We start from the raw sequence: 21083 nt of genomic DNA on the forward strand, positions 1-21083 counted from the left end.
CAGCCACGACACGAGGACGGGGAGGAATGATGTCGCTGCCGTCCCAGGGATCCGACGCCGCGCGTACCCCCACGGCCGAGGCCGCTCCGCAGCCGCCGAATCTGGAGCAGACGGGGTCCACCACCCGCCGGGTGCGGGCTCGGCTGGCACGCCGGATGACGGGCACCCGCAATCACGTGCGGCCCGTGCTGGAACCCCTGGTCGCCCTCCACCGCGAGGTGTACCCCAAGGCCGACGTGGCCCTCATCGAGCGCGCCTACGACGTCGCTGAGCAACGCCACGCCACGCAGATGCGGAAGTCGGGCGATCCGTACATCACCCATCCGCTCGCCGTCGCCACGATCCTCGCCGAGCTCGGCATGGACACCACCACCCTCGTCGCCGCGCTGTTGCACGATACGGTCGAGGACACCGGATACAGCTTGGACCAGCTGACCGCCGAATTCGGCTCCGAGGTCGCGCACTTGGTCGACGGCGTCACCAAGCTCGACAAGGTGGCCCTCGGCAGTGCGGCCGAGGCGGAGACGATCCGCAAGATGATCATCGCGATGGCGCGGGATCCGCGCGTGCTGGTGATCAAGGTGGCGGACCGTCTGCACAACATGCGCACGATGCGCTTCCTGCCTCCCGAGAAACAGGCCCGCAAGGCTAAGGAGACACTGGAAGTCATTGCGCCGCTGGCGCATCGACTCGGCATGGCCACGGTGAAGTGGGAGTTGGAAGACCTTTCCTTCGCGATCCTGCACCCGAAGAAGTACGACGAGATCGTGCGCCTGGTGGCCGATCGCGCACCGTCGCGCGATACCTACCTGGCGAGCGTGCGCGCCGAGATCAACGGCGCACTCACGGCGTCGCGGATCGTCGCCGATGTGCAGGGGCGGCCGAAGCACTACTGGTCGATCTATCAGAAGATGATCGTCAAGGGCCGCGACTTCGATGACATCCACGACCTGGTGGGCGTACGCATTCTGTGCGATGAGGTGCGGGACTGCTATGCCGCCGTCGGCGTGGTGCACTCGTTGTGGCAGCCCATGGCGGGCAGGTTCAAGGACTACATCGCACAGCCCCGGTACGGCGTCTACCAGTCGCTGCACACCACCGTCATCGGCCCGGAGGGCAAGCCTCTGGAGGTGCAGATCCGCACCCGTGACATGCACCGCACCGCCGAATTCGGTATCGCGGCGCACTGGCGCTACAAGGAGACCAAGGGCAAGGGCGGCAAGGGCGGTTCCGATCTGTCCGAGGTCGACGACATGGCCTGGATGCGGCAGCTCCTCGACTGGCAGCGGGAGGCCGCGGATCCCGGAGAGTTCCTCGAATCGCTGCGCTACGACCTCGCCGTCAAGGAGATCTTCGTCTTCACCCCGAAGGGCGATGTGATCAACCTGCCCGCCGGTAGCACCCCTGTGGACTTCGCGTACGCCGTGCACACGGAGGTCGGTCACCGCTGTATCGGCGCCCGGGTGAACGGCCGGCTCGTGGCCCTGGAGCGCAAGCTGGAGAACGGCGAGGTGGTGGAGGTCTTCACCTCCAAGGCCGAGAACGCCGGCCCGTCGCGCGATTGGCAGTCGTTCGTGGTGTCGCCACGCGCGAAGGCGAAGATCCGGCAGTGGTTCGCCAAGGAGCGCCGTGAGGAGGCGCTCGAGAACGGTCGCGACGCGATCGCCAAGGAGGTGCGCCGCTCGGGCCTGCCGCTGCAGCGGCTCACCAATGCCGAGTCGATGGCGGGCATCGCCAAGGAGTTGCGTTACGCCGACGTCTCGGCGCTGTACACGGCCGTCGGTGAGCACCAGGTGTCCGCGCACACCGTGGTGCAGCGGATGCTGGAGCAGCTCGGCGGCTTCGAGGAGGCGACGGAGGAGCTGGCCGAGCGCAGTACCCCGTCCACCCTGTCGGGGCCGTCGACACCGTCCACCGATGTGGGCGTGCTCGTGACCGGTCAGCCGGGCGTCCTCGCGAAGTTGGCCAAGTGCTGCACCCCGGTGCCGGGCGACGAGATCGTCGGCTTCGTCACCCGCGGCGGCGGCGTGAGTGTGCATCGCACGGACTGCACCAACGTGGCGGAGCTGCGGAAGGAGCCCGAGCGCTTCCTGGACGTGAAGTGGGCCCCGTCGCCGTCGTCGGTGTTCCTGGTGGCGATCCAGGTCGAGGCCCTCGACCGGCATCGCCTGCTCTCGGATGTCACCAAGGTGCTGGCCGACGAGAAGGTGAACATCCTGTCGGCATCGGTGACCACGTCTCGCGATCGGGTCGCGGTGTCGCGCTTCACCTTCGAGATGGGCGATCCGAAGCATCTCGGTCACGTACTGAACGTGGTGCGCAATGTGGAGGGCGTCTACGACGTCTACCGCGTGACCTCGGCCCAGTAGGCGAGAGCACCGTCCTTGCACGGGCGGGCGCGGACGCCTCCTGGCACGTGAAGGGCCCCACGGCGTTGGCGGATTCTAGGGATCGTCGCAACACCGAGCCTGGTAGGGCCCACCATACGGAAGTGCTCCGCTGAGTATTCCAGCGGAGCGCTTCTGGGATCCGCGGTGCTCGTTGCATTACGTGCACGCATTCGCATATAATCATGCCTATGACGATGACGCGCACTGAGCACCTGGCACACGACCACTCCGACCATGCCCATGGACCCGACTGCGGCCACGAGGCTATCCAGCACGGCGATCACGTGGACTACGTCCACGATGGGCACCGTCACGCTCCGCATGGTGACCACTACGACGAGCACTGATCCAAACGCCGCACGATGTCCTACGCTCGCGATACGAGCGCGGGGCATCGGTGCTAGCGAGCTGTAATGAGGTCACGCAAACGCTCGGCTGGTGTCTTCCAGCCGAGCGTTTTGCGTGGTCGGCGATTGAGTTTCTGGGCGACGAGTTCGAGGTCTTCGCGGCCGTAGGCGCTCAGGTCGGTGCCTTTCGGGAAGTACTGGCGCAGTAGTCCATTGGTGTTCTCGTTGCTTCCGCGCTGCCAGGGTGAGTGGGGATCGCAGAAGTAGACCGGAACCCCGGTGGCGACCGTGAATTGTTGGTGGGCGGCCATCTCGCAGCCCTGGTCCCAGGTCAGTGATCCCCGCAAATGTCCTGGGAGATTTCCGATCAACGAAACCAGCACGTCACGGACTTCTTCGGCGGAGTGGCCGCCAGGCAGGTGGCCGAGCATGACGTAGCGGGTGGAGCGTTCGACGAGTGTGACGATCGCGGACTCGCTGCGAGTACCGACGATCAGGTCACCTTCCCAGTGGCCTGGCACGGCTCGATCCTCGACCTCGGCGGGCCGGTCGGAGATCATCACCATCTTGTCGACGAATCGTCTGGTGCGATGTTCGGCGCGGCGGTGGGGCTTGCGGCGGGTGCGGCCCGTTCGCAAGGCCATCGCGACTTCACGGCGCAGGCCGCCCCGAGCCTGAACGTAGATCGACTGGTAGATCGTCTCGACGCTCACACGCATACTTTGCTCGTTGGGGAACTCGGTCACTAGAGAGTGACATATCTGCTCTGGGGACCACTGGTCCTGCAGTTTGTTCTCGACGTAGTCCCGCAGCGGACCGGCCTGGGCCAGTTTCGCTGGCTTCGGCCGTGACCGGCTCTTTTCCCACCTGCGGTGCGCCTGATGCGGGCGATAGGCACCGTTGACAACGCCAGCGTCGATCTCCCGTTTGATCGTCGATGCTGGCCGGCCGAGCTCCCTGCCGATGGCCCGCAGCGATGCCCCCTCGCGGCGCATGTCAGCGATAGTTTCCCGCTCGGTCAAGGTCAGAAACCGTGGATGCAGGCTCCGCTGCCTCGGTGCATCCGATTCCACTCCGACCCACGTGACCGCACCTGTCAGGTAATCGATCTTGCGTCCGTCGGGATGGATACGAGTATCGCCAATCTTGCGCACCCCTCGATCCCAGTCCCCAGCAGTGCGAACGCTGACACCGACACGCCGAGCAGCGTCCGGCCGCAGCACCCCCTCACGGCGAAGCCGGTCGTACTCGGCCCGGCCGGGATGACCACCATTGCTAGTGCTCCCACGTCCACGCAGGCCCGCCCTGCGCATCCATCCAAACGCCGTATTCACTGTCACCCCCGCCGCCCTAGCAGCGACCGACACATTGCCGTCAGACACGTCCAATTCCTTGAAGAACCTCTTCTTCACCATCGGTGAATGCACGATCCCCGCAACTCCTTGCTATCCGCGGTGTTGCGGGGATCGCTAGAACCCACGGTTCGCCGTGGGGCCCTTTCGTTGCGGAGCCTAGGAGTTGAGCACCATCGAGGTGATGTTGACGCCCGGATCGGCGGGCGCGCCGTCGGTCACAGGCTCCCCCGGCTTCGGTGCGGGTGCGCCGGGCTTGGGCTTGATGCCCTTCTTGGCGATAGCCTGGAGCACCTTGAGCCCATCAGGGGTGGTGTTGCCGATCACCGAATAGTTCGCGGGCAGCGTGGTGTCCTGGTACACGAGGAAGAACTGGTTCGCGCCCGTGTTGGACTGGCCCGATTGTGGCGAGTTGGCGTTCGCCACCGCGATCGTGCCGGCCGGGTAGATCACCGTCGGCGGCATTCCCGGCTGGGACGGAGCCGCGGCGCCTTGCAGGAACGTCGGCGTCTCGTCCGGTGAGGTCCAGAGGGGGCCGCTGCTGCCGGTGCCGGACGGGTCGCCGCACTGAAGCACGTAGAGACCGCTCTTCTTGTCCGCGCCGGGCGTGGCGGTCTCCCGGTGGCAGATCGTGTTGTCGAAGTACTTCGCATTGATCATGGTGATGAAGGCCTGCACATTGCACGGGGCCTTCGACCGGTCGAACTCGAATCCGATGGTGCCCTGGTTGGTTGCGATCGACCCCGCCAGAGTGCCGGTGTTGGGCACGTCCTTGCCGTCGGGCTTGGCGACCGACTTGTTGCGATCGGCAGCCTTATCCAGGGCGGGCAGGATGGCCTCGACCTCGGCGATCTGATCCTCGGTCTGCTTGATCTGAGCCTCGGTGGCGGTTCGCTGCTCTGGTGGCAGAGCGCCCATCTGCGCGCGCTGCTTCGCGATCTGGTCGCGCGTGGTCTTGATGTTGTCCCGCAGCGTCGTGGCCTGATCCGGACGGTCGGGGTATGTGCACTGGGTGTGCAGCGACTTGTACCGGTTCTCCGCGCCGACGCGGAGGGGGGCCCGCGGGCCCTGGGGAAGCCAGATGTAGCAGCCCGCGGCGACGAGCGCGACGACCACGGCGGCGCTGATGCCGATCGCCGTGATCTTGCGCTTGCGGGCCTCGGCCTCACGCCGCTCGTTCTGGCGCGCGAGTTTGTCTCGGGCTGCCTGACGGCGCTCCTCATTGCTCGGCACGGTGTGACGACCTCCTAGTAACCGTTAGTCCGGCGGGCACGACGCAGTGACACGGACGGTACCGCCGCGGTGACACAGGGCGGCGCCGCCGCCGAGCCAAGTCTGCCAGCTAAACCTGATAGACGCCGCCACCGGGTCTGGTGACACAATGGTCGGATGCTGATCACCGGATTCCCGGCGGGGGTGTTCCAGACCAACTGCTACGTGCTCGCGGAGGGGCCGGGCGCCGACGCCGTCATCGTCGACCCGGGGCAGGACGCCGTCGAATCGGTGAAGGCGCTGCTCGCCGAGCACCGCCTCAATCCCGTGGCCGTGCTGCTCACGCACGGTCATCTGGACCACACCTGGACCGCGCAGCCGTTGGCCGATGAGTTCGGTATCCCGGTGTACATCCACGCCGCCGACCGCCCCATGCTGGCCGATCCCGCGGTCGGCATCGGTCCCGCTCTGGGGTCGATGATCGGTGGTCAAATCTTCACAGAACCCGAGAAGGTCATCGAGCTCGACGACGGTGAAGCGGTCACACTGGCGGGCATCACGTTCGGCGTCGATCTGGCGCCCGGCCACACCCGCGGGTCGATCGTCTTCACCACCGAGGTACCGCAGATCGACGAGGCCGGGGAGCCGGTCGGCGCCGAGCCCGTGATCGTCGCGTTCTCCGGCGATGTGCTCTTCCAGGGTTCGATCGGGCGTACCGATCTCCCCGGCGGCAGTCACGAGCAACTGCTCGACTCGATCGCGGCGAAACTTCTCCCGCTCCCCGACGAGACCGTCGTACTCCCGGGCCACGGCCCTGCTACCACCATCGGGCAGGAGCGGGCGTCGAACCCGTTCCTCCAGGGGCTCACCGGGGCGCAGGCGCCCGGTGAGCGGAAAGGACGATTCGGACTGTGAGCGCCGGAAGCTTCCAGGCTCCCAAGGGCATCCCCGACTACATCCCGGTCCCGTCCGGCGAGAAGAACAGCTCGGCTGATTTCCTCGCGGTGCGCACGGCGCTGCTGCGCGCTATCGCGGATGCCGGCTACGGCTACATCGAGCTGCCGATCTTCGAGGACACCTCCCTGTTCGCGCGCGGCGTCGGTGAGTCGACCGATGTGGTGGCCAAGGAGATGTACACCTTCGCCGACCGCGGCGACCGCTCCGTGACGCTGCGCCCGGAGGGGACGGCCGGTGTGGTCCGCGCGGTCCTGCAACACGGCCTGGATCGGGGCCAACTGCCGGTCAAGGCGGCCTACGCCGGTCCGTTCTTCCGCTACGAGCGTCCACAGGAGGGCCGGTACCGGCAGCTTCAGCAGGTGGGCATCGAGGCGATCGGCGTGGACGATCCCGCACTCGATGCCGAGGTGATCGCCGTGGCCGACCGCGCCTATCGCAGCGTCGGTCTCGACGGGTTCCGCCTGGAGGTCTCCAGCCTGGGTGACGAGACCTGCCGCCCGCAGTACCGGGAGAAGTTGCAGGAGTTCCTGTTCGCGCTCGACCTCGATGAGGAGACCCGTCGGCGTGCCGAGATCAATCCGCTCCGCGTGCTCGACGACAAGCGGCCCGAGGTGAAGGCCATGACGGCCGATGCACCCCTCATGATCGACAACCTCACCCCGGAGCCCAAGGAGCACTTCGAGAAGGTGCTCGGCTACCTCGACGCGCTCGGGGTGCCCTATGTGGTGAATCCGCGCCTGGTCCGCGGCCTCGATTACTACACCAAGACCTGTTTCGAGTTCGTGCACGACGGTCTCGGCGCCCAGTCGGGAATCGGCGGCGGCGGCCGCTACGACGGCCTGGTCGAGCAGCTGGGCGGCCGCGAGGGCGTGACCGGCGTCGGATTCGGACTCGGCGTCGACCGCACGCTGCTGGCGTTGGCCGCCGAGGGCAAGCGCGCACCGGCGGCGCCTCGCGTGGTGGCCTTCGGCGTCCCGCTGGGCGACGACGCCCGGGATGCGATGGTCCCGCTCCTCGGACGGCTCCGCGCGCTCGGTGTGCCCTCCGATATGGCCTACGGCAACCGCGCGATGAAGGGCGCGATGAAGGCCGCCGACCGTTCCGGTGCCCGATTCGCCCTGATCCTGGGCGATTCCGAGCTGGCCGACGGCGTGGTGATGCTCAAGGATCTGGCGAACGGCGAGCAGCGGGCGGTGCCGCTCGATACCGTGGCGGGCGTGATCGCCTCCGCGAACGACGTGAACGGTGCCGACGGCGCGAGCGCGCGGAGCGCGGGGTAACCGCGTGTCGGCCAGCCCCGCCGAGCCCGGCGCCCGCGATCCGCGGGAGCTGAGTGCGGAGGACGCCGTCGACATCGATCTGATCCCGCCGCGGCTGATGTTGCCGAAGGTGCGTCGGGCGGTCGCCGTCGGTCTCCTCCTCACGGTGGTGGCGGCGCTCGCTACGGCCCTGGTGGTGACTCCGCTCTGGGGTGTCGTGGTGCTGGTCGCCGGGGCGGCCCCGGGCCTCGGTAGTTACCTGGGAGTCGCGCGACGACGCGTCGTGCTCGACCACCGTGTGATCACGCGCCGCACGCTGCTGACCCGCCGGATGAACCTGATCGCGGCCGAGGAAGTCGATCTCGTGGCCGAGGTGGCTCGGCTGGCCCAGGTGTCCCTGCGGCTGCGGCAGGGCCGCACCACGATGCGCGTGCCGATCGCGCTGTACGGCACCCCGGGACGGGGCCGCGTGCGCGGTCGTGAATTGCCGATGCTGGCGACGCGACGGTTGTCGGAATCGCTGAGCAAGCATGCGGATCCGCATGTGCGGGAGATCGCCCGCGTGCTCGGCGAGCAATCCCGGGAACAGGCCACCGCGGTGCCGATCCGGGATCGCCCGCTGTTCCGTGCGGCCGGCATCGCCCGAGAGGTGGGCGGCCGCGAAGAACTCGTCTTCACCGCCGACGAAGTCGGGGAGCTCAATCGCCCGCCTTGGTGAACCCGACGCGCCGTTCGAACGCTTGACTGAAATCGAACAAAGTGTTCGACTGAGTGGGTGCGATGGGAAGGCCAATTACTGACGGACGAGCCCGGCTCCGGCGTGCGCGCTCTGCCGGGGCTCGAAGGGATCGGACGGGCGGTCACCACCCCGGATTTCGAGGGGATCACCTTCCATGAGGTGCTGTGTAAGAGTGCGCTCAACCGGGTGCCGGAATCGGCGGCGCTGCCGTTCGAATGGACGATCAACCCGTATCGCGGATGTACCCATGCGTGCACCTACTGCTTCGCTCGCTCAAGCCACGAGTACCTCGACTTCGACGCCGGGGGAGATTTCGACACCCAGATCGTGGTGAAGACGAACCTGGTCTCGGTGCTCAAGAAGGAGCTGCGCCGCGCGTCCTGGCGCGGCGAGGCGGTGGCGCTCGGGACCAACACCGATCCCTATCAGCGTGCGGAGGGGCGGTATCGGCTGATGCCCGGCGTGATCGGTGCCCTTGCGGGTGCGGGTTCGCCGATTTCGATCCTCACCAAGGGCACACTGCTGCAACGCGATCTGCCGTTGCTCGCCACCGCCGCCACCACGGTGCCGGTGCGCCTGTCGGTCTCGCTCGCCCTGCTCGATCCGGCATTGCAGGCCTCGCTCGAACCGGGAACTCCGAAGCCTGCCGCTCGGCTCGGTCTGATCCGGGCGATCGCCGACGCGGGCTTTGACTGCAATGTGATGGTGGCACCCGTGATCCCGTATCTCACGGACGATTCCGCGTCGCTGCGGGCGTTGTTCGAGGCGCTGGCCGGGGCAGGCGCGGCGAGCGCCACGGTGATGGCGCTCAATCTCACCGGCCGCTACCGGGACTGGTTCCTCAGCTGGCTGGCGCAGAATCACCCGGCGCTGGTGCGCCGGTACCGGCAACTCTACGGCTCTACCGGGCGGGTGTCGGCCGAGTACCGGGCGCACCTGCGGTCGCGGACGGAGCCGCTGATGAAGGAGTTCGGCCTCTCGATCCGCGAAGAGTATTCGGCGCCGGATCGGCGCCCGGTGCGCAGGCCCACGGGATCGGTCGCGCCGGACTTGCAGGAGCCCCTGTTCTAGACAGTGTGTAACGTATCAGTTACGCTTTCGCGGTGACTGTCTTCGCGGCCATCGCCGACCCGGTGCGACGGGACATCCTGTCGCTGCTGCGGGCGGCACCGCGCACCGCGGGGGAGGTTGCGGCATCCTTCGAGATCAGCAGGCCGGCGATCAGTCGGCACCTGCGAGTATTGCGCGAGGCCGGGCTGGTGGCGGCCGAACGCGGCGGCGACGCGCGGGAACGCAGCTACGCGCTGCGCCTCGATGCGCTGGCCGAGGTGGAGGCCTGGATCGAACACCTCCGCGCTCCGGCGCGTTTCGCGGAGTTGCTCGGCTCGCCGGCGCTCGACACCGAGGTGCGGCGCGCGCGGCGCGATGCACGCAACCCCGCGCTCGCCGAGCGGGCGACGCACGACGAAAGAGGCACGGCATGACCAAGAGAGAGCCGACGGGACGCGTGGCGGCGACGGCCGCGGGCCGGGCTCTGTTGCTGGAGAGGTACTTCGATGCCGACATCGACGAGGTGTGGGCGTCGATCACCGAGTCCGACCGGACCGCGCGCTGGTTCGGGAGGTGGACCGGAACTCCCGGCGTCGGCGCCGAGGTGATGGTCACCATGGGCTTCGAAGAGGGCTCGCCGACGATGCCGATGACGATCACGGCTTGCGAACCGCCGCGCCGACTGTGCCTGCAGGCCACGGACGAGTACGGCGAATGGAACCTCGAAGTACTGATCGACCGGGACGGCGAGCGCACTCGGCTGACTTTCCTGCACCACCTCGGTGCGGGAACCGACCCCGGTGAGACGGGTCCGGGCTGGGAGTTCTACCTGGATGCGCTGGTCGCCGCCGAGGCGGGCCGGTCGCTGCCCGACTTCGACGAGGGCTATTTCCCGGGGATGGTGGCGTACTACCGCGGGGAGTGACGACCCCGCCGCTAATGAAAACTGTTATCGTTAGTGGCATGGAAACCGCAGCTCCCCTCCCTGTCACCGTCCTGTCCGGATTCCTCGGCGCCGGGAAGACCACCCTCCTCAACCACCTGCTGAGCAACCGCGAGGGCCGCCGCATCGCCGTGATCGTCAACGACATGAGCGAGGTCAACGTCGACGCCTCCCTGATCGGGCTCGGCGGCTTCGACCGCACGCAGGAGAAGCTCGTCGAGCTGAGCAACGGGTGCATATGCTGCACCCTGCGCGAGGATCTGGTGGACGCCGTCGGAGCCATCGCCCGCCAGCGCACGCCCGACGGTGCGCCGCGCTTCGACCACCTGGTGATCGAGTCGACCGGCATCTCCGAGCCGATGCCCGTGGCGGCCACCTTCGACTGGACCTTCGACGACGGCAGCCGGCTCGGCGATATCGCAGTCCTCGACACGATGGTGACGGTGGTCGACGCGAGCACCTTCCTCGGCGAGATCGCGAAGGGGCACAACCTCGCCCAGCGCGGGATGGGCGCCGCTCCGGACGACGAGCGCTCCATCGCCGACCTCCTCGTCGATCAGGTCGAGTTCGCCGACGTGGTGTTGCTCAGCAAGCTGGACCTGATCTCGGCCGCCGCGGGCGGCGCCGTCCAGGCCGCGGTGGGACGCCTGAATCCCCGCGCGAAGATCCTGCCGTTGCGCCACGGCGCACTCGAGCTCGCCGAGGTGATCGGTACCGGGCTGTTCGATCACGAAGCCGCCTCCGCGGTCGCTGGGTGGGACGACGAGGTTCTCGGCGGGCACACTCCGGAGACGGAGGAGTACGGCATCTCGTCGTTCGCTTACCGGTCCGACCGTCCGTTTCATCCGCAGCGCCTCCTGGAATCACTGAGCGAGGTCCGGGCGGTGCTGCGCAGCAAGGGGTTCTGCTGGATCGCCAGCCGTCCAGATCTGGTGGCCGTGTGGTCGCAGGCAGGACCGAATCTCACCATCGAGCCCGCGGCGTACTGGTCGCACGTCGATGGCGTCCCGCAACAGGAATTGGTGTTCATCGGGGTCAAGCTCGACGCCGACCGCATGCGGTCACTGCTCGACCGCGCTCTGCTCACCGACGCCGAGGTGGCCGACGGGCCGGCTGCGTGGCGCGACTACCCTGATCATCTGCCCGCGTGGAATGTGCCCGATCACGTTCATTGAGCCGCGAGCGCAGCCTCCGCAGAGCTCGTCGCCGCCGCGGCGACATGGGGGATGAGCGAGAGACGGGTGCGGCGTTCAAGAAGATCGTCGACCGTCAGGGCGCCCTCGACGAGTGCGCCGTAGAGCATTTCGGCGCCGGTGATCTCCGTGCCTGCCGTCACCGGCTCGGCCAGCGCCGGCTGCACCTCGGCGAGGGCGGCCACGGCGGTGGCCTCGGTGCCGTACTTGTGCACCAGTCGCTGCGGTGCCGCGACAGCGGCCAGCTCCCCTCGCGGCGCCGCGCCGACGAGCGGCACCGACCGGGTCACACTGGGCCCGGTGAGCAGGCCCGAGGCCGTGACGGCCGCGTCGACGGCGTCCTGCGCCATCCGCCGGTAGGTGGTCAGCTTGCCCCCCACCACGGTGATCAAGCCGTCGCCACGGGTGAGAACCGCGTGCTTGCGTGAGACGTCCGCGGTCCGCCCTGCACCGGAGTCCAACAGCGGCCGAAGACCGGCGAAGGTACCCGCGATGTGGTCCCGGCGCAGGGGGGTATCGAGCGCGAGGCTGACCGTGGCCAGCAGGAAGTCGATCTCTTCCTCGGACGCGGTCGGCACGTCGGGCAGTGGACCGTCGGCCTCCTCGTCGGTCAGACCCACATAGATGCGCCCGTCCGGCTGGGGGAGTGCGAAGACGTACCGGCCGAACGCACCTGGGACGGGCACCGTCAGCCCGGCGGTGAGACCGCCGAAGACGTCCTGGCGGAAGACCAGATGGGTGCCCCGGCTCGGCCGCAATGCGATCGCGGGGTCGACGGTGCCCGCCCACACCCCGGTCGCATTGATCACTGCGCGGGCGCGGATCGCGCGGCTGGCGCCGGTCAGCTCGTCGGTCACCGTCGCTGCCGTACCCGTGACCTGTGACGCGGCACAGTGTGTGAGGATGCGCGCGCCGTGCGCGGCGGCCGTGCGCGCGATCGCGACGGTGAGCCGGGCGTCGTCGGTGAGCTGGCCGTCCCAATTGAGCAGGCCGCCACGCAGACCCGCACGTTTGACCGTCGGTGCCATGCGGATCACTTCGGCGGCCGAGATGCGTCGCGAACGGCCCAGTTCCGTAGCCGGAGTGCCTGCGGCGCGGCGCAAGACGTCGCCGGCGAGGAAGCCGACCCGGGTGAGTGCGGCGTCGAACGTCGAAACATCGGCGAGCAGCGGCACGACCTGTGCGAGCGGGCGGGTCAGGTGCGGGGCTATCGACCGGATCAGGACATCGCGTTCCACTGCGCTCTCATGTGCGATGCCCACCGCACCCGAGGCGAGGTAGCGCAGGCCGCCGTGCACCAATTTCGATGACCACCGGCTGGTGCCGAAGGCCAGATCGTGCTTGTCCACCAGCGCCACCGATAGTCCCCGGCTCGCGGCGTCGAGTGCTACTCCGGTGCCGGTGACTCCGCCGCCGATCACCAGGACGTCCACGGCGGGGTCGTCGGCGAGGGTGGCGAGGTCGGCCTTGCGGCGCGTCGCGTCGAGCCGGGAGCGCGGGTCCACCGACTCGAGTGCGGCGGCGAATCTTTCGGTCACGGGCGCAGATACCTCTCGACGAGATCGAAGAGTTGGGAATCGAGTAGATCGCCGCCGTCGGCCCCGGCGAAGACGGGCCCGGATAGTGCGGATGACCATGCGGCCTGGAGTACCACGGACGCCAGTTCACGGGGATCGCCCGACCGGATGCTGCCGTCGTTCTGCCCGGCACGGACCGCCGCTTCGAGCGTATCGAGCTGATTCGCCGAGGTACGGCCTTGGCGGTGCAGCAGGTAGGGGATCAAGAACTCCGGATCGAGTTCGATGATCCGGCGCAGCAACGGGTGGGACCGCGCGGACGAGGTCAGGTGTACGACGGTGCGCGCAAGGCTCTCGCGCGTGTCGTCGCCCGGGACCGGGGTGAGTGTTGCGAGGGCTGCCGAGAACTCGCGTGTGGTGACGGTTGCCGCGAGAGCCTGGACATTGGGGTAGCGCCGATACAGTGTGGCGCGCGACACTTGAGCGGCGCGCGCGACATCGGCCATGGTGGTGCGCCGGATGCCGATCGTGGTCATCAGATCACGTGCGGCATCGAGGATCGTCTGGTCGTCGATGGCGTTCGCGGGGGTCCGCGCCGGGGCCGCGACCTCCTCGTTGAGATCCTGCGACATCATGTGTACAAATGTATCATGACTTCCTCCGAGGTGGAGCTTCCCGTCGTCGCTTTCGAGCCCGGTCGCTGGGGAGATCCGGCCACGCCGATGCACCTGTCCGATTCGGTGCTCGGCGCGCTGACCATGCTCGGCATCGATGGGGCGCCGCCCGAGCCGATCACACCCGTGGTGGCCGCGAGCCGGGCCGATGAATCCGCGGTCACCGCATTGCGCGCCACCGGTGCGGACGTCTCCACCGATCAGGCCGACCGGCTACGGCACCTGCGCGGCTACTCGACCCCCGATCTGCTGAGGTTTCGTACGGGCGACGCCTCCGACGCCCCTGATGTGGTGGTCACTGCGCGCACGGCCGACCAGGTGACCGCTGTTCTGCGGGTGTGCGGCGAGGCCGGGTTCACGCTCAGCCCGTTCGCGGGAGGTACCGCCGTCACCGGCGGACTCGCCCCGGAACGTACGCGCCCGGTCGTCGCGCTCGACCTGCGTGGTCTCACCGGCCTGCTCGACCTCGACTCCGTCTCGCAGGTCGCCACGCTCGCCGCCGGAACCCGGCTGCCCGAGGCGGAGAAGCTCTTGCGCGAGCGAGGCTTCGAGCTCGGTCACTTCCCCCAGTCCTACGAGGGCGCGACCATCGGCGGCTGTGCAGTCACCCGATCCGCCGGGCAGTCCTCGATCGGCTACGGCCGCTTCGACGAGATGGTCGTCGGGCTCACCGTCGCCACCCCGGTGGGCACCAGCGAGATCGGCACCGCACCCAAGTCTGCCGCCGGCCCCGACCTGCGCCAGCTGTTCCTCGGCTCCGAGGGGGTGTTCGGCGTGGTCACCGCCGTGCGTGTCCGGGTGCACCCCGTGCCGGCGGTCCGGCGTTTCTACGGCTGGCACTTCACCGACTTCGCCGCCGGTGCCGCAGCAATGCGGTACCTGGCCCAGAGCGCAATACGGCCGACGGTGCTGCGGCTGTCCGACGAGGCGGAGACCGGTCTCAATCTGGCGAACCCCGGATCCGCGGGCACGGCCGATGGCCCCGTCGGTGGGTGTCTGATGATCGTCGGCTTCGAGGGCGACGAGCCCGACGTCGACTGCCGGGACGGCTACGTCTCCGCGCGGCTGATCGAGCTGGGCGGCACGTTCCTCGGCGAGGGGCCCGGCGAGGCGTGGCGTGTGGGACGGTTCCGCGGCCCGTACCTCCGCGATCCACTACTCGACGCCGGGGCTCTGGTCGAGACGCTGGAGACCGTCACCTTCTGGTCCAATATCGACCGGCTCAAAGCCGATGTCACCGCGGCGATCACCGGCGCCCTCGGCGACCAGGGCAGCCCCGCGGTAGTCATGTGTCACATCTCGCACGTCTACCCGACCGGGGCTTCGTTGTACTTCACGGTGATCGCCAAAGCGCTACCGGATTCTTTGGCGCAGTGGACGATCGCCAAGCGGGCCGCGAACGCGGCGATCCGCGCGGCCGGTGCCTCGATCACGCATCACCACGCCGTCGGCGTCGACCACCGTGCGACCTACCTGGAGGAGATCGGCGACGTTCAGCTCGCGGCCCTGCGCGCCGTGAAGTCCGCGCTCGACCCGCACGGTGTGCTCAACCCCGGGGTTCTGCTCCCGTGAGCGCCCGGCCGGACGTGGTCGCCGTGATCAACCCGATCTCCGGCGGCGGTGCCGCCCGGGAGCAATGGGCCGCGGTGGCCGCCGAGTTGCACCGGTACGGCATGGATGTCGAAGCGGTCGAGTCCGACTCGGGTGAGGACGCAGCCGCTCGCGCGGCCGAGGCGGCGGCCAGTGGTGCCCTCACCGTCGCCGTCGGTGGCGACGGCCAGATCCGCGACGTGGCATCCGGTGTCCTGCGGGTGCCGGGCGCCCCGCTGGGCATCGCCGCCGCCGGCCGCGGCAATGATTTCGTCCGGCACCTGGGCATGCCCATCGACCCGGCGGGCATCGCCGCCGTCCTCGCCGACGGCCGCCGCCGCGACCTCGATGTGCTCACGGTGGGGGATCGGATCGCCGTGGGCAACGTGTACGTGGGCCTCGATTCCGTGGCGACGGAGATGATCAACCGCCTGCGCTGGATGGGTCCGCTGGCCTACCGCATCGCCCCGGCGCTGGCGGCCCTGCGGTGGAAGCCGGCGACCTTCACGGTGACCGTCGACGGTGTCGCGCACCGACTACTGGCGCACATCGTGGTCATCGCGAACTCCGGCCGCTACGGCAGCGGTCTGCACATGGTTCCCTCGGCGTCCGCGGATAACGGCCGCATCGACGTGCTCGCGGTGCGCGGCGAGGGGTCCGTGGTCAGGCTGATCGGGGCGATGGGGGAGGCGAAGACCGGTGTCCACGTACACCGCCCGGAGGTGATCACCTTCACCGGTCAGGAGATCTCCGTGACGGCCGATCGACCGATCCCGGTGCACTCCGACGGTGACTACCTGCAGAAGCTGCCCGTCACCGTCGGTCTCCGCAAAGCCGTTCTCCCGGTGCTCGTCCCGCGCTGACGGCTCAGGCGATCGCGGCGCGCAGGGTGTCCAGACCCATGCCGCCCAGGGCGAGGGCGTCCCGGTGGAAGTCCTTGACCGACGATCCCGGGTGCGCCGCGAGGTAGGCGTCGCGGGTCTGCTCCCATACCCGCTGTCCCACCGAGTACGACGGTGCCTGGCCGGGCCAGCCCAGGTATCGGTGGTACTCGAACCGGAGCTGCTCGTCGGACATGGCGACGTGCGAGCGCAGGAAGGCCCAGCCCTTCTCGTACGTCCACGCGCCTCCACCCACCTCGGCGGGCGCCTCGAAGCCGCAGTGCACACCGATGTCGAGCACCACTCGCGCCGCGCGCAGCCGCTGCGAGTCGAGCATGCCCATGAGGTCGCCGTCGTCGTCGAGGAAGCCGAGATCCCGCATGAGTCGTTCCGCGTACAGCGCCCAGCCCTCACCGTGTCCCGAGGTGAACGAGTACAGCTTGCGCCAGCGGTTCAGCGGCGCGATCACGGCCTGCCCGATCTGCAGGTGGTGTCCCGGGACACCTTCGTGGTAGACGGTGGTCTTCTCCTGCCAGGTGTGGAACTCGGTGACGCCCTTCGGAACCGACCACCACATCGAACCCGGACGAGTCAGGTCGGCCGAGGGTCCGGTGTAGTAGATGCCGCCGCTGCTGCTCGGCGCGATCCGGCAGTCCAAGTGATGCAGCGGCGCCGGGATATCGAAGTGTGTGCCCGCCAGGGCGGCGACCGACTCGTCCGAGGTCCGCTGCATCCATGCCTGGAGTGCATCGGTGCCGTGCAGTGCGTACCGCGGCTCGGTGTCCAGGCGCGTGATCGCCTCCGCCACCGTCGATCCCGGGTACAGCCGCTGCGCGACCTCGTGCTGTTCGGCGACGATCGACGCCAGCAGCTGCTGCCCCCAGGCGTACGTCTCCTCCAGATCGACATTGGTGCCCAGGAACAGCCGCGAGTACAGCGGATAGGCCTCGCGCCCCACTCCCAGACCGCCCGAACGATCCACCGGCACCGCCGACGGCGCGATCTCGTCGGAGAGCACCGTGGCGAACCTGGCGAACGCCGCGTGGATGGCCTCGACGAGGCCGTCCGGAATCGGTCCGCTGAGCCGGTCGGCGTTCGCCGCGACTTGCTCTCCCGCTTCGCGGGCCTGGGTGAGGCACTCGGTGACCTGAAGAGCGGCGAACGGCCACGAACCGTCGGTGAGCCGGGCCCGCAGACCCGAGATGGCCGAGTCGACGGCGGCGGGCACCGCGGACAGACGCGCGACGAGGAGGGCATCCGCCTCGTCGGTGCCGGTACCCATCAGGTCGAAGACATCGCGGATGCCTTGGAGCGGTGAGGCGATCACGTTGAGGTCGCCCACGATCCGTCCGGCGTCGGCCAGTTCGATCTGCACACCGAGGCGTTCACGCAGTGCATCGGCGGTCACCCGGTCGGCATCGGACTCCGGTGTGAGTGCGGCCAGTTCCGCGAGCGTGGTGCGGGCCAGATCGATCCGGGCCCGAATGCCCCCGGGGGAGTAGTCCGTGAGCCGGTCGTCGAAGTCCGTGACCCCGACCGCGGTCGCCTCCACCGGATCCGCCGCGGCGAGTTCCTGGGCGAAGCGGTCGGCGAGGTCATCGATCGGCGAAGTCATGAACCGATCCTACGGCGGCCGTCCGGCCCGCATCGCCGTCCGTGGGATCGGGCCGCTACCGGACGACGGTAGGCGTCCGGCGGAGCCGGTGCCGGTCCGAGCGGGCCGGTCCGGCCGAGGTGAACGCCACGGTGGCGATCAGCCCGATCACCGCGAGCACCCAGAACCCACCCGGAAGCCAGTGCTGGTGGTGGGCCAGTTCGAAGGTCTCCTTGACGGCGATCAATACGGCGCCCGCCGCCACGATCATCCAGCCCCGGGCCACCGAGAAGTACCGCTCCAGGCTCTCCATCTGCGCCGTCGTGAGCACCGTGGTGAGCGTGTCGACGTACTGCGATTGGCGCCGGCGCGAGAGGAACAGGGCGACCGGCGGAATCAGCCACCACCACGCCGAGACCCGCGACGGCGGCGCGGTCGACTCGATCGTCTCCCGTACCTCGGTCAGGTGTGCCCGCTCCGCTTCCAGCTCCACGCGGGACTGGAACAGCGGACCGATCACCAGCAGCCAGCCGCCGAGGTACGCGCCCCAGCGGATCACCGTTTCGAGCATCGGGTCAGATGGCGCCGCTGAAGGTGTCGCACTGGGCGATGTTCCCGTTCGCCCGGTATCCGATGGTGAACCACTTCACGCGCTGCGCGGAGGTGCCGTGCGAGAAGGACTCCGGATTGGGGTTGCGGCCCGCATTGCGCTGGATGGTGTCGTCGCCGATCGCCTGCGCGGTCTGGATGGCGGCCGAGACATCCTGCTGTGAGAGCGGTTCGAGCATCGCGTCGGGGCCCTTATCGGCTCGCGAGCCCCACATGCCTGCATAGCAGTCGGCCTGCAGTTCGGTGCGCACGGAGCCGCCGTCGGCGCCGGACCCCTTCTGCGAGTTCTTGATGTCACCGAGCAGCGTCTGCACGTGATGGCCGAATTCGTGGGCGACGATGTACTCCTGCGAGAACGCGGCGTTCGACCCGCCCATCTTCTGGATCACTCGATCCATGAAGTCGAGCTGGAAGACGGCGACCTGGTCGCTCGGGCAATAGAACGGCCCGGTATCGGCGCCCGCGACGCCACAGGCGGTGTTGATGGAGTTCGCACCCACGGGCATGATCCTGGTTCCCCCCTTCGGCGGTTGGTAGCCGCGGAGCAACTGAGGCCAGACCTTGTTGAGTGAGTTGGTGGTCGCCACGATCCGGCAGGTGGTGTCCGTGTTCGCCAACTGGGGGGTGCAGGCCCGGATGCGATCGTTCATTTCCTGCTCGGACTGGCTCAGGCCCGCTCCGGCTCCGGCGCCGGGCCCGGCGGGGGAGGCCGAGTTCGGATCGCCGCCGCTGCCGCCGGTGAGGAAGTAGATCAGCAGGCCGATGATGACGGTGCCGATGCTGCCGCCGCCGATCATCACACTGCGGCCGACGCCGCCGCCAGCGCTGACTGCACTGGTATCGAGAGGTCCGTTATCCCGAAAGGTCATGCGCACAGCTTTCCATGAGTGGGGTGCGATCGTGAACTGCTTCGCCCCGTAGCATGGCAGGCGCTCTACGAATCGTCATCGAAAGGACACCCGAACGTGCTGCGCACCCACCTTGCTGGATCGTTGCGAGCGGAGGATGCCGGCACCGTCGTCACCCTCACCGGCTGGGTCGCCCGCCGACGTGACCACGGCGGCGTCATCTTCATCGACCTGCGCGACAGCTCGGGTGTGGCGCAGGTGGTCTTCCGGGAGTCCGCGGTCGCCGAGCAGGCCCACCGCCTGCGCTCCGAGTACTGCGTGCTGGTGACCGGCACCGTCGAGAAGCGTCCCGAGGGCAGCGAGAACCCGAACCTGCCGTCCGGCGCGATCGAGGTCAACGTCACCGACCTGACCGTGCTCAACGAGTCGGCGCCGCTGCCGTTCCAGCTCGATGAGGAGCCCGGTGAGGAAGCGCGCCTGAAGTACCGCTACCTGGATCTGCGCCGCGAGGGCCCGGCGGCTGCGATCAAGCTGCGCAGCCAGGCCAATGCGGTGGCGCGCAACATCTTGGCGCTCAACGACTTCACCGAGATCGAGACGCCGACGCTGACCCGGTCCACCCCGGAGGGCGCCCGCGACTTCCTGGTGCCCGCGCGCCTGCGCCCCGGCACCTTCTACGCGCTGCCGCAGAGCCCGCAGCTGTTCAAGCAGCTGCTCATGGTCGCGGGCATGGAGCGGTATTACCAGATCGCGCGCTGCTACCGCGACGAGGACTTCCGCGCCGACCGGCAGCCCGAGTTCACCCAGCTCGACATCGAGATGAGCTTCGTGGACCAGGAGGACGTGATCGCCCTCGGCGAGCAGATCGTCAAGGCGCTCTGGTCGCTCATCGGCCACGAGATCCCCACCCCGATCCCGCGCCTGACCTACGCCGAGGCGATGCGCCGCTTCGGCTCGGACAAGCCGGACCTGCGCTTCGGGCTCGAACTGGTCGAGTGCACCGAGTACTTCTCCGGCACCCCGTTCCGCGTCTTCCAGGCGCCGTACGTCGGTGCGGTCGTCATGCCGGGCGGCGCGAGCCAGCCCCGCCGCCAGCTCGACGCCTGGCAGGAGTGGGCCAAGCAGCGCGGCGCCCGCGGCCTCGCGTACGTGCTGATCGGCGAGGACGGCGAGCTCACCGGCCCCGTCGCCAAGAACCTCTCGGACGACGAACGCGCCGGCCTCGCGGCCCATGTGGGTGCCCAGCCGGGCGACTGCGTCTTCTTCGCCGCCGGCCCCACCAAGACGATGCGCGCCCTGCTCGGCGCGGCCCGCGGCGAGATCGCCGACAAGCTGGGCCTGATCAAGGACGGCGACTGGGCCTTCACCTGGGTCGTCGACGCCCCGTTGTTCGAGCCGGCCGACGACGCCACCGCCTCGGGCGACGTGGCCGTGGGCGACGGCGCCTGGACGGCGGTGCACCACGCCTTCACCAGCCCCAAGCCCGAGTCGATCGACACCTTCGACACCGATCCGGGCAGCGCCCTGGCCTACGCCTACGACATCGTCTGCAACGGCAACGAGATCGGCGGCGGCTCGATCCGTATCCACCGCCGCGACGTCCAGGAGCGCGTCTTCGCGATCATGGGCATCGACGAGGAGCAGGCCCGCGAGAAGTTCGGCTTCCTGCTCGACGCCTTCTCCTACGGCGCACCGCCGCACGGCGGCATCGCCTTCGGCTGGGACCGTGTGGTCTCGCTGCTCGCCGGTGCGCCGTCGATCCGCGAAGTCATCGCGTTCCCGAAGTCGGGTGGTGGCGTCGACCCGCTCACGGACGCGCCCGCGGCGATCACCGCGCAACAACGCCGTGAATCCGGCATGGACGCCAAGCCCAAGGCCGCCGAGCCGAAGCCCGATCCGGCCGCCGCACAGCCCACCGAGTAGTCGAT

19 protein-coding genes are annotated in these 21083 nt (G+C 68.7%); 12 read left to right on the forward strand and 7 right to left on the reverse strand.

What is annotated here, in order from left to right; genetic code table 11:
* The first annotated feature begins 29 nt into the window (after positions 1-29).
* A complete protein-coding gene (locus tag TPAU_RS09740; protein WP_013126581.1) occupies positions 30-2369 on the forward strand; it encodes a RelA/SpoT family protein in 2340 nt (779 codons plus the stop codon).
* Positions 2370-2584: 215 nt separating this feature from the next.
* Positions 2585-2737 carry a hypothetical protein gene (locus tag TPAU_RS22375; protein ID WP_041944754.1) on the forward strand — a complete coding sequence of 51 codons (153 nt, stop codon included), beginning with the start codon at positions 2585-2587 and terminating at the stop codon, positions 2735-2737.
* A gap of 53 nt (positions 2738-2790) precedes the next feature.
* Here the strand turns inward: TPAU_RS22375 and TPAU_RS09750 are convergent, their stop codons facing one another.
* Both TPAU_RS09750 and TPAU_RS09755 read right to left on the reverse strand, forming a co-directional pair.
* The gene (locus TPAU_RS09750) at positions 2791-4050 is read right to left on the reverse strand and encodes an IS30 family transposase (RefSeq protein ID WP_425358565.1); all 1260 of its coding nucleotides are present in this window, start codon (positions 4048-4050) and stop codon (positions 2791-2793) included.
* Positions 4051-4248: 198 nt separating this feature from the next.
* Complete coding sequence (locus TPAU_RS09755) at positions 4249-5322, reverse strand: peptidylprolyl isomerase (RefSeq protein ID WP_013126582.1); 1074 nt, start codon at positions 5320-5322, stop codon at positions 4249-4251.
* Positions 5323-5478: 156 nt separating this feature from the next.
* Here TPAU_RS09755 and TPAU_RS09760 point away from each other — a divergent pair, with 156 nt between their 5' ends.
* From TPAU_RS09760 to TPAU_RS09790, 7 genes are read left to right on the forward strand one after another with little or no spacing between them, the layout of a single operon-like run.
* The gene (locus tag TPAU_RS09760) at positions 5479-6216 is read left to right on the forward strand and encodes an MBL fold metallo-hydrolase (RefSeq protein ID WP_013126583.1); all 738 of its coding nucleotides are present in this window, start codon (positions 5479-5481) and stop codon (positions 6214-6216) included.
* Positions 6213-7538 (forward strand): histidine--tRNA ligase, encoded by a 1326-nt coding sequence (gene hisS, locus TPAU_RS09765; protein ID WP_013126584.1) that lies wholly within the window; start codon positions 6213-6215, stop codon positions 7536-7538. The genes TPAU_RS09760 and hisS overlap by 4 nt, the downstream gene beginning before the upstream one ends.
* Before the next feature lie 4 nt (positions 7539-7542).
* A complete protein-coding gene (locus tag TPAU_RS09770; protein ID WP_013126585.1) occupies positions 7543-8235 on the forward strand; it encodes a hypothetical protein in 693 nt (230 codons plus the stop codon).
* A 57-nt stretch (positions 8236-8292) separates the two neighbouring features.
* Positions 8293-9327: an Rv2578c family radical SAM protein gene (locus TPAU_RS09775; protein WP_013126586.1), complete on the forward strand. Its 1035-nt coding sequence runs from the start codon at positions 8293-8295 to the stop codon at positions 9325-9327.
* Between the two features lie 32 nt (positions 9328-9359).
* A complete protein-coding gene (locus TPAU_RS09780; RefSeq protein ID WP_013126587.1) occupies positions 9360-9740 on the forward strand; it encodes a metalloregulator ArsR/SmtB family transcription factor in 381 nt (126 codons plus the stop codon).
* Positions 9737-10231: an SRPBCC family protein gene (locus TPAU_RS09785; protein ID WP_013126588.1), complete on the forward strand. Its 495-nt coding sequence runs from the start codon at positions 9737-9739 to the stop codon at positions 10229-10231. The genes TPAU_RS09780 and TPAU_RS09785 overlap by 4 nt, the downstream gene beginning before the upstream one ends.
* 38 nt (positions 10232-10269) lie before the next feature.
* A complete protein-coding gene (locus tag TPAU_RS09790) occupies positions 10270-11424 on the forward strand; it encodes a GTP-binding protein (protein WP_041944368.1) in 1155 nt (384 codons plus the stop codon).
* Here TPAU_RS09790 and TPAU_RS09795 read toward each other — a convergent pair.
* Positions 11418-12980 carry a glycerol-3-phosphate dehydrogenase/oxidase gene (locus TPAU_RS09795; RefSeq protein WP_013126590.1) on the reverse strand — a complete coding sequence of 521 codons (1563 nt, stop codon included), beginning with the start codon at positions 12978-12980 and terminating at the stop codon, positions 11418-11420. The genes TPAU_RS09790 and TPAU_RS09795 overlap by 7 nt on opposite strands.
* Complete coding sequence (locus TPAU_RS09800; RefSeq protein WP_013126591.1) at positions 12977-13594, reverse strand: TetR/AcrR family transcriptional regulator; 618 nt, start codon at positions 13592-13594, stop codon at positions 12977-12979. The genes TPAU_RS09795 and TPAU_RS09800 overlap by 4 nt, the downstream gene beginning before the upstream one ends.
* Positions 13595-13609: 15 nt before the next feature.
* On the opposite strand from TPAU_RS09800, the gene TPAU_RS09805 reads away from it, so the two are divergent.
* Positions 13610-15205: an FAD-binding oxidoreductase gene (locus TPAU_RS09805; protein ID WP_013126592.1), complete on the forward strand. Its 1596-nt coding sequence runs from the start codon at positions 13610-13612 to the stop codon at positions 15203-15205.
* Positions 15202-16086, forward strand: a complete 885-nt coding sequence (locus TPAU_RS09810) for a diacylglycerol/lipid kinase family protein (protein WP_013126593.1) — start codon at positions 15202-15204, stop codon at positions 16084-16086. Before TPAU_RS09805 ends, TPAU_RS09810 begins: the two co-directional genes overlap by 4 nt.
* Before the next feature lie 4 nt (positions 16087-16090).
* On the opposite strand, the gene TPAU_RS09815 is transcribed toward TPAU_RS09810, so the two are convergent.
* From TPAU_RS09815 to TPAU_RS09825, 3 genes are read right to left on the reverse strand one after another with little or no spacing between them, the layout of a single operon-like run.
* Positions 16091-17719 carry a DUF885 domain-containing protein gene (locus tag TPAU_RS09815; RefSeq protein WP_013126594.1) on the reverse strand — a complete coding sequence of 543 codons (1629 nt, stop codon included), beginning with the start codon at positions 17717-17719 and terminating at the stop codon, positions 16091-16093.
* A 55-nt stretch (positions 17720-17774) separates the two neighbouring features.
* A complete protein-coding gene (locus tag TPAU_RS09820) occupies positions 17775-18269 on the reverse strand; it encodes a hypothetical protein (protein WP_013126595.1) in 495 nt (164 codons plus the stop codon).
* A gap of 4 nt (positions 18270-18273) precedes the next feature.
* Positions 18274-19176: a neutral zinc metallopeptidase gene (locus TPAU_RS09825; protein WP_013126596.1), complete on the reverse strand. Its 903-nt coding sequence runs from the start codon at positions 19174-19176 to the stop codon at positions 18274-18276.
* A 96-nt stretch (positions 19177-19272) separates the two neighbouring features.
* Between TPAU_RS09825 and aspS the strand changes: the two genes are divergently transcribed.
* Complete coding sequence (gene aspS / locus TPAU_RS09830) at positions 19273-21078, forward strand: aspartate--tRNA ligase (RefSeq protein ID WP_013126597.1); 1806 nt, start codon at positions 19273-19275, stop codon at positions 21076-21078.
* The last annotated feature ends 5 nt before the right edge of the window (positions 21079-21083 follow it).

Origin of the sequence: Tsukamurella paurometabola DSM 20162, assembly GCF_000092225.1 — a bacterium.
GTDB lineage: Bacteria > Actinomycetota > Actinomycetes > Mycobacteriales > Mycobacteriaceae > Tsukamurella > Tsukamurella paurometabola.

Coding starts and splice junctions, on each gene's coding strand:
- TPAU_RS09740 (WP_013126581.1), top strand. CDS start 30: ATGTCGCTGCCGTCCCAGGGATCCGACGCCGCGCGTACCCCCACGGCC.
- TPAU_RS22375 (WP_041944754.1), top strand. CDS start 2,585: ATGACGCGCACTGAGCACCTGGCACACGACCACTCCGACCATGCCCAT.
- TPAU_RS09750 (WP_425358565.1), bottom strand. CDS start 4,050: ATGCGCAGGGCGGGCCTGCGTGGACGTGGGAGCACTAGCAATGGTGGT.
- TPAU_RS09760 (WP_013126583.1), top strand. CDS start 5,479: ATGCTGATCACCGGATTCCCGGCGGGGGTGTTCCAGACCAACTGCTAC.
- TPAU_RS09785 (WP_013126588.1), top strand. CDS start 9,737: ATGACCAAGAGAGAGCCGACGGGACGCGTGGCGGCGACGGCCGCGGGC.
- TPAU_RS09790 (WP_041944368.1), top strand. CDS start 10,270: ATGGAAACCGCAGCTCCCCTCCCTGTCACCGTCCTGTCCGGATTCCTC.
- TPAU_RS09800 (WP_013126591.1), bottom strand. CDS start 13,594: ATGATGTCGCAGGATCTCAACGAGGAGGTCGCGGCCCCGGCGCGGACC.
- TPAU_RS09805 (WP_013126592.1), top strand. CDS start 13,610: ATGACTTCCTCCGAGGTGGAGCTTCCCGTCGTCGCTTTCGAGCCCGGT.
- TPAU_RS09815 (WP_013126594.1), bottom strand. CDS start 17,719: ATGACTTCGCCGATCGATGACCTCGCCGACCGCTTCGCCCAGGAACTC.
- TPAU_RS09820 (WP_013126595.1), bottom strand. CDS start 18,269: ATGCTCGAAACGGTGATCCGCTGGGGCGCGTACCTCGGCGGCTGGCTG.
- TPAU_RS09825 (WP_013126596.1), bottom strand. CDS start 19,176: ATGACCTTTCGGGATAACGGACCTCTCGATACCAGTGCAGTCAGCGCT.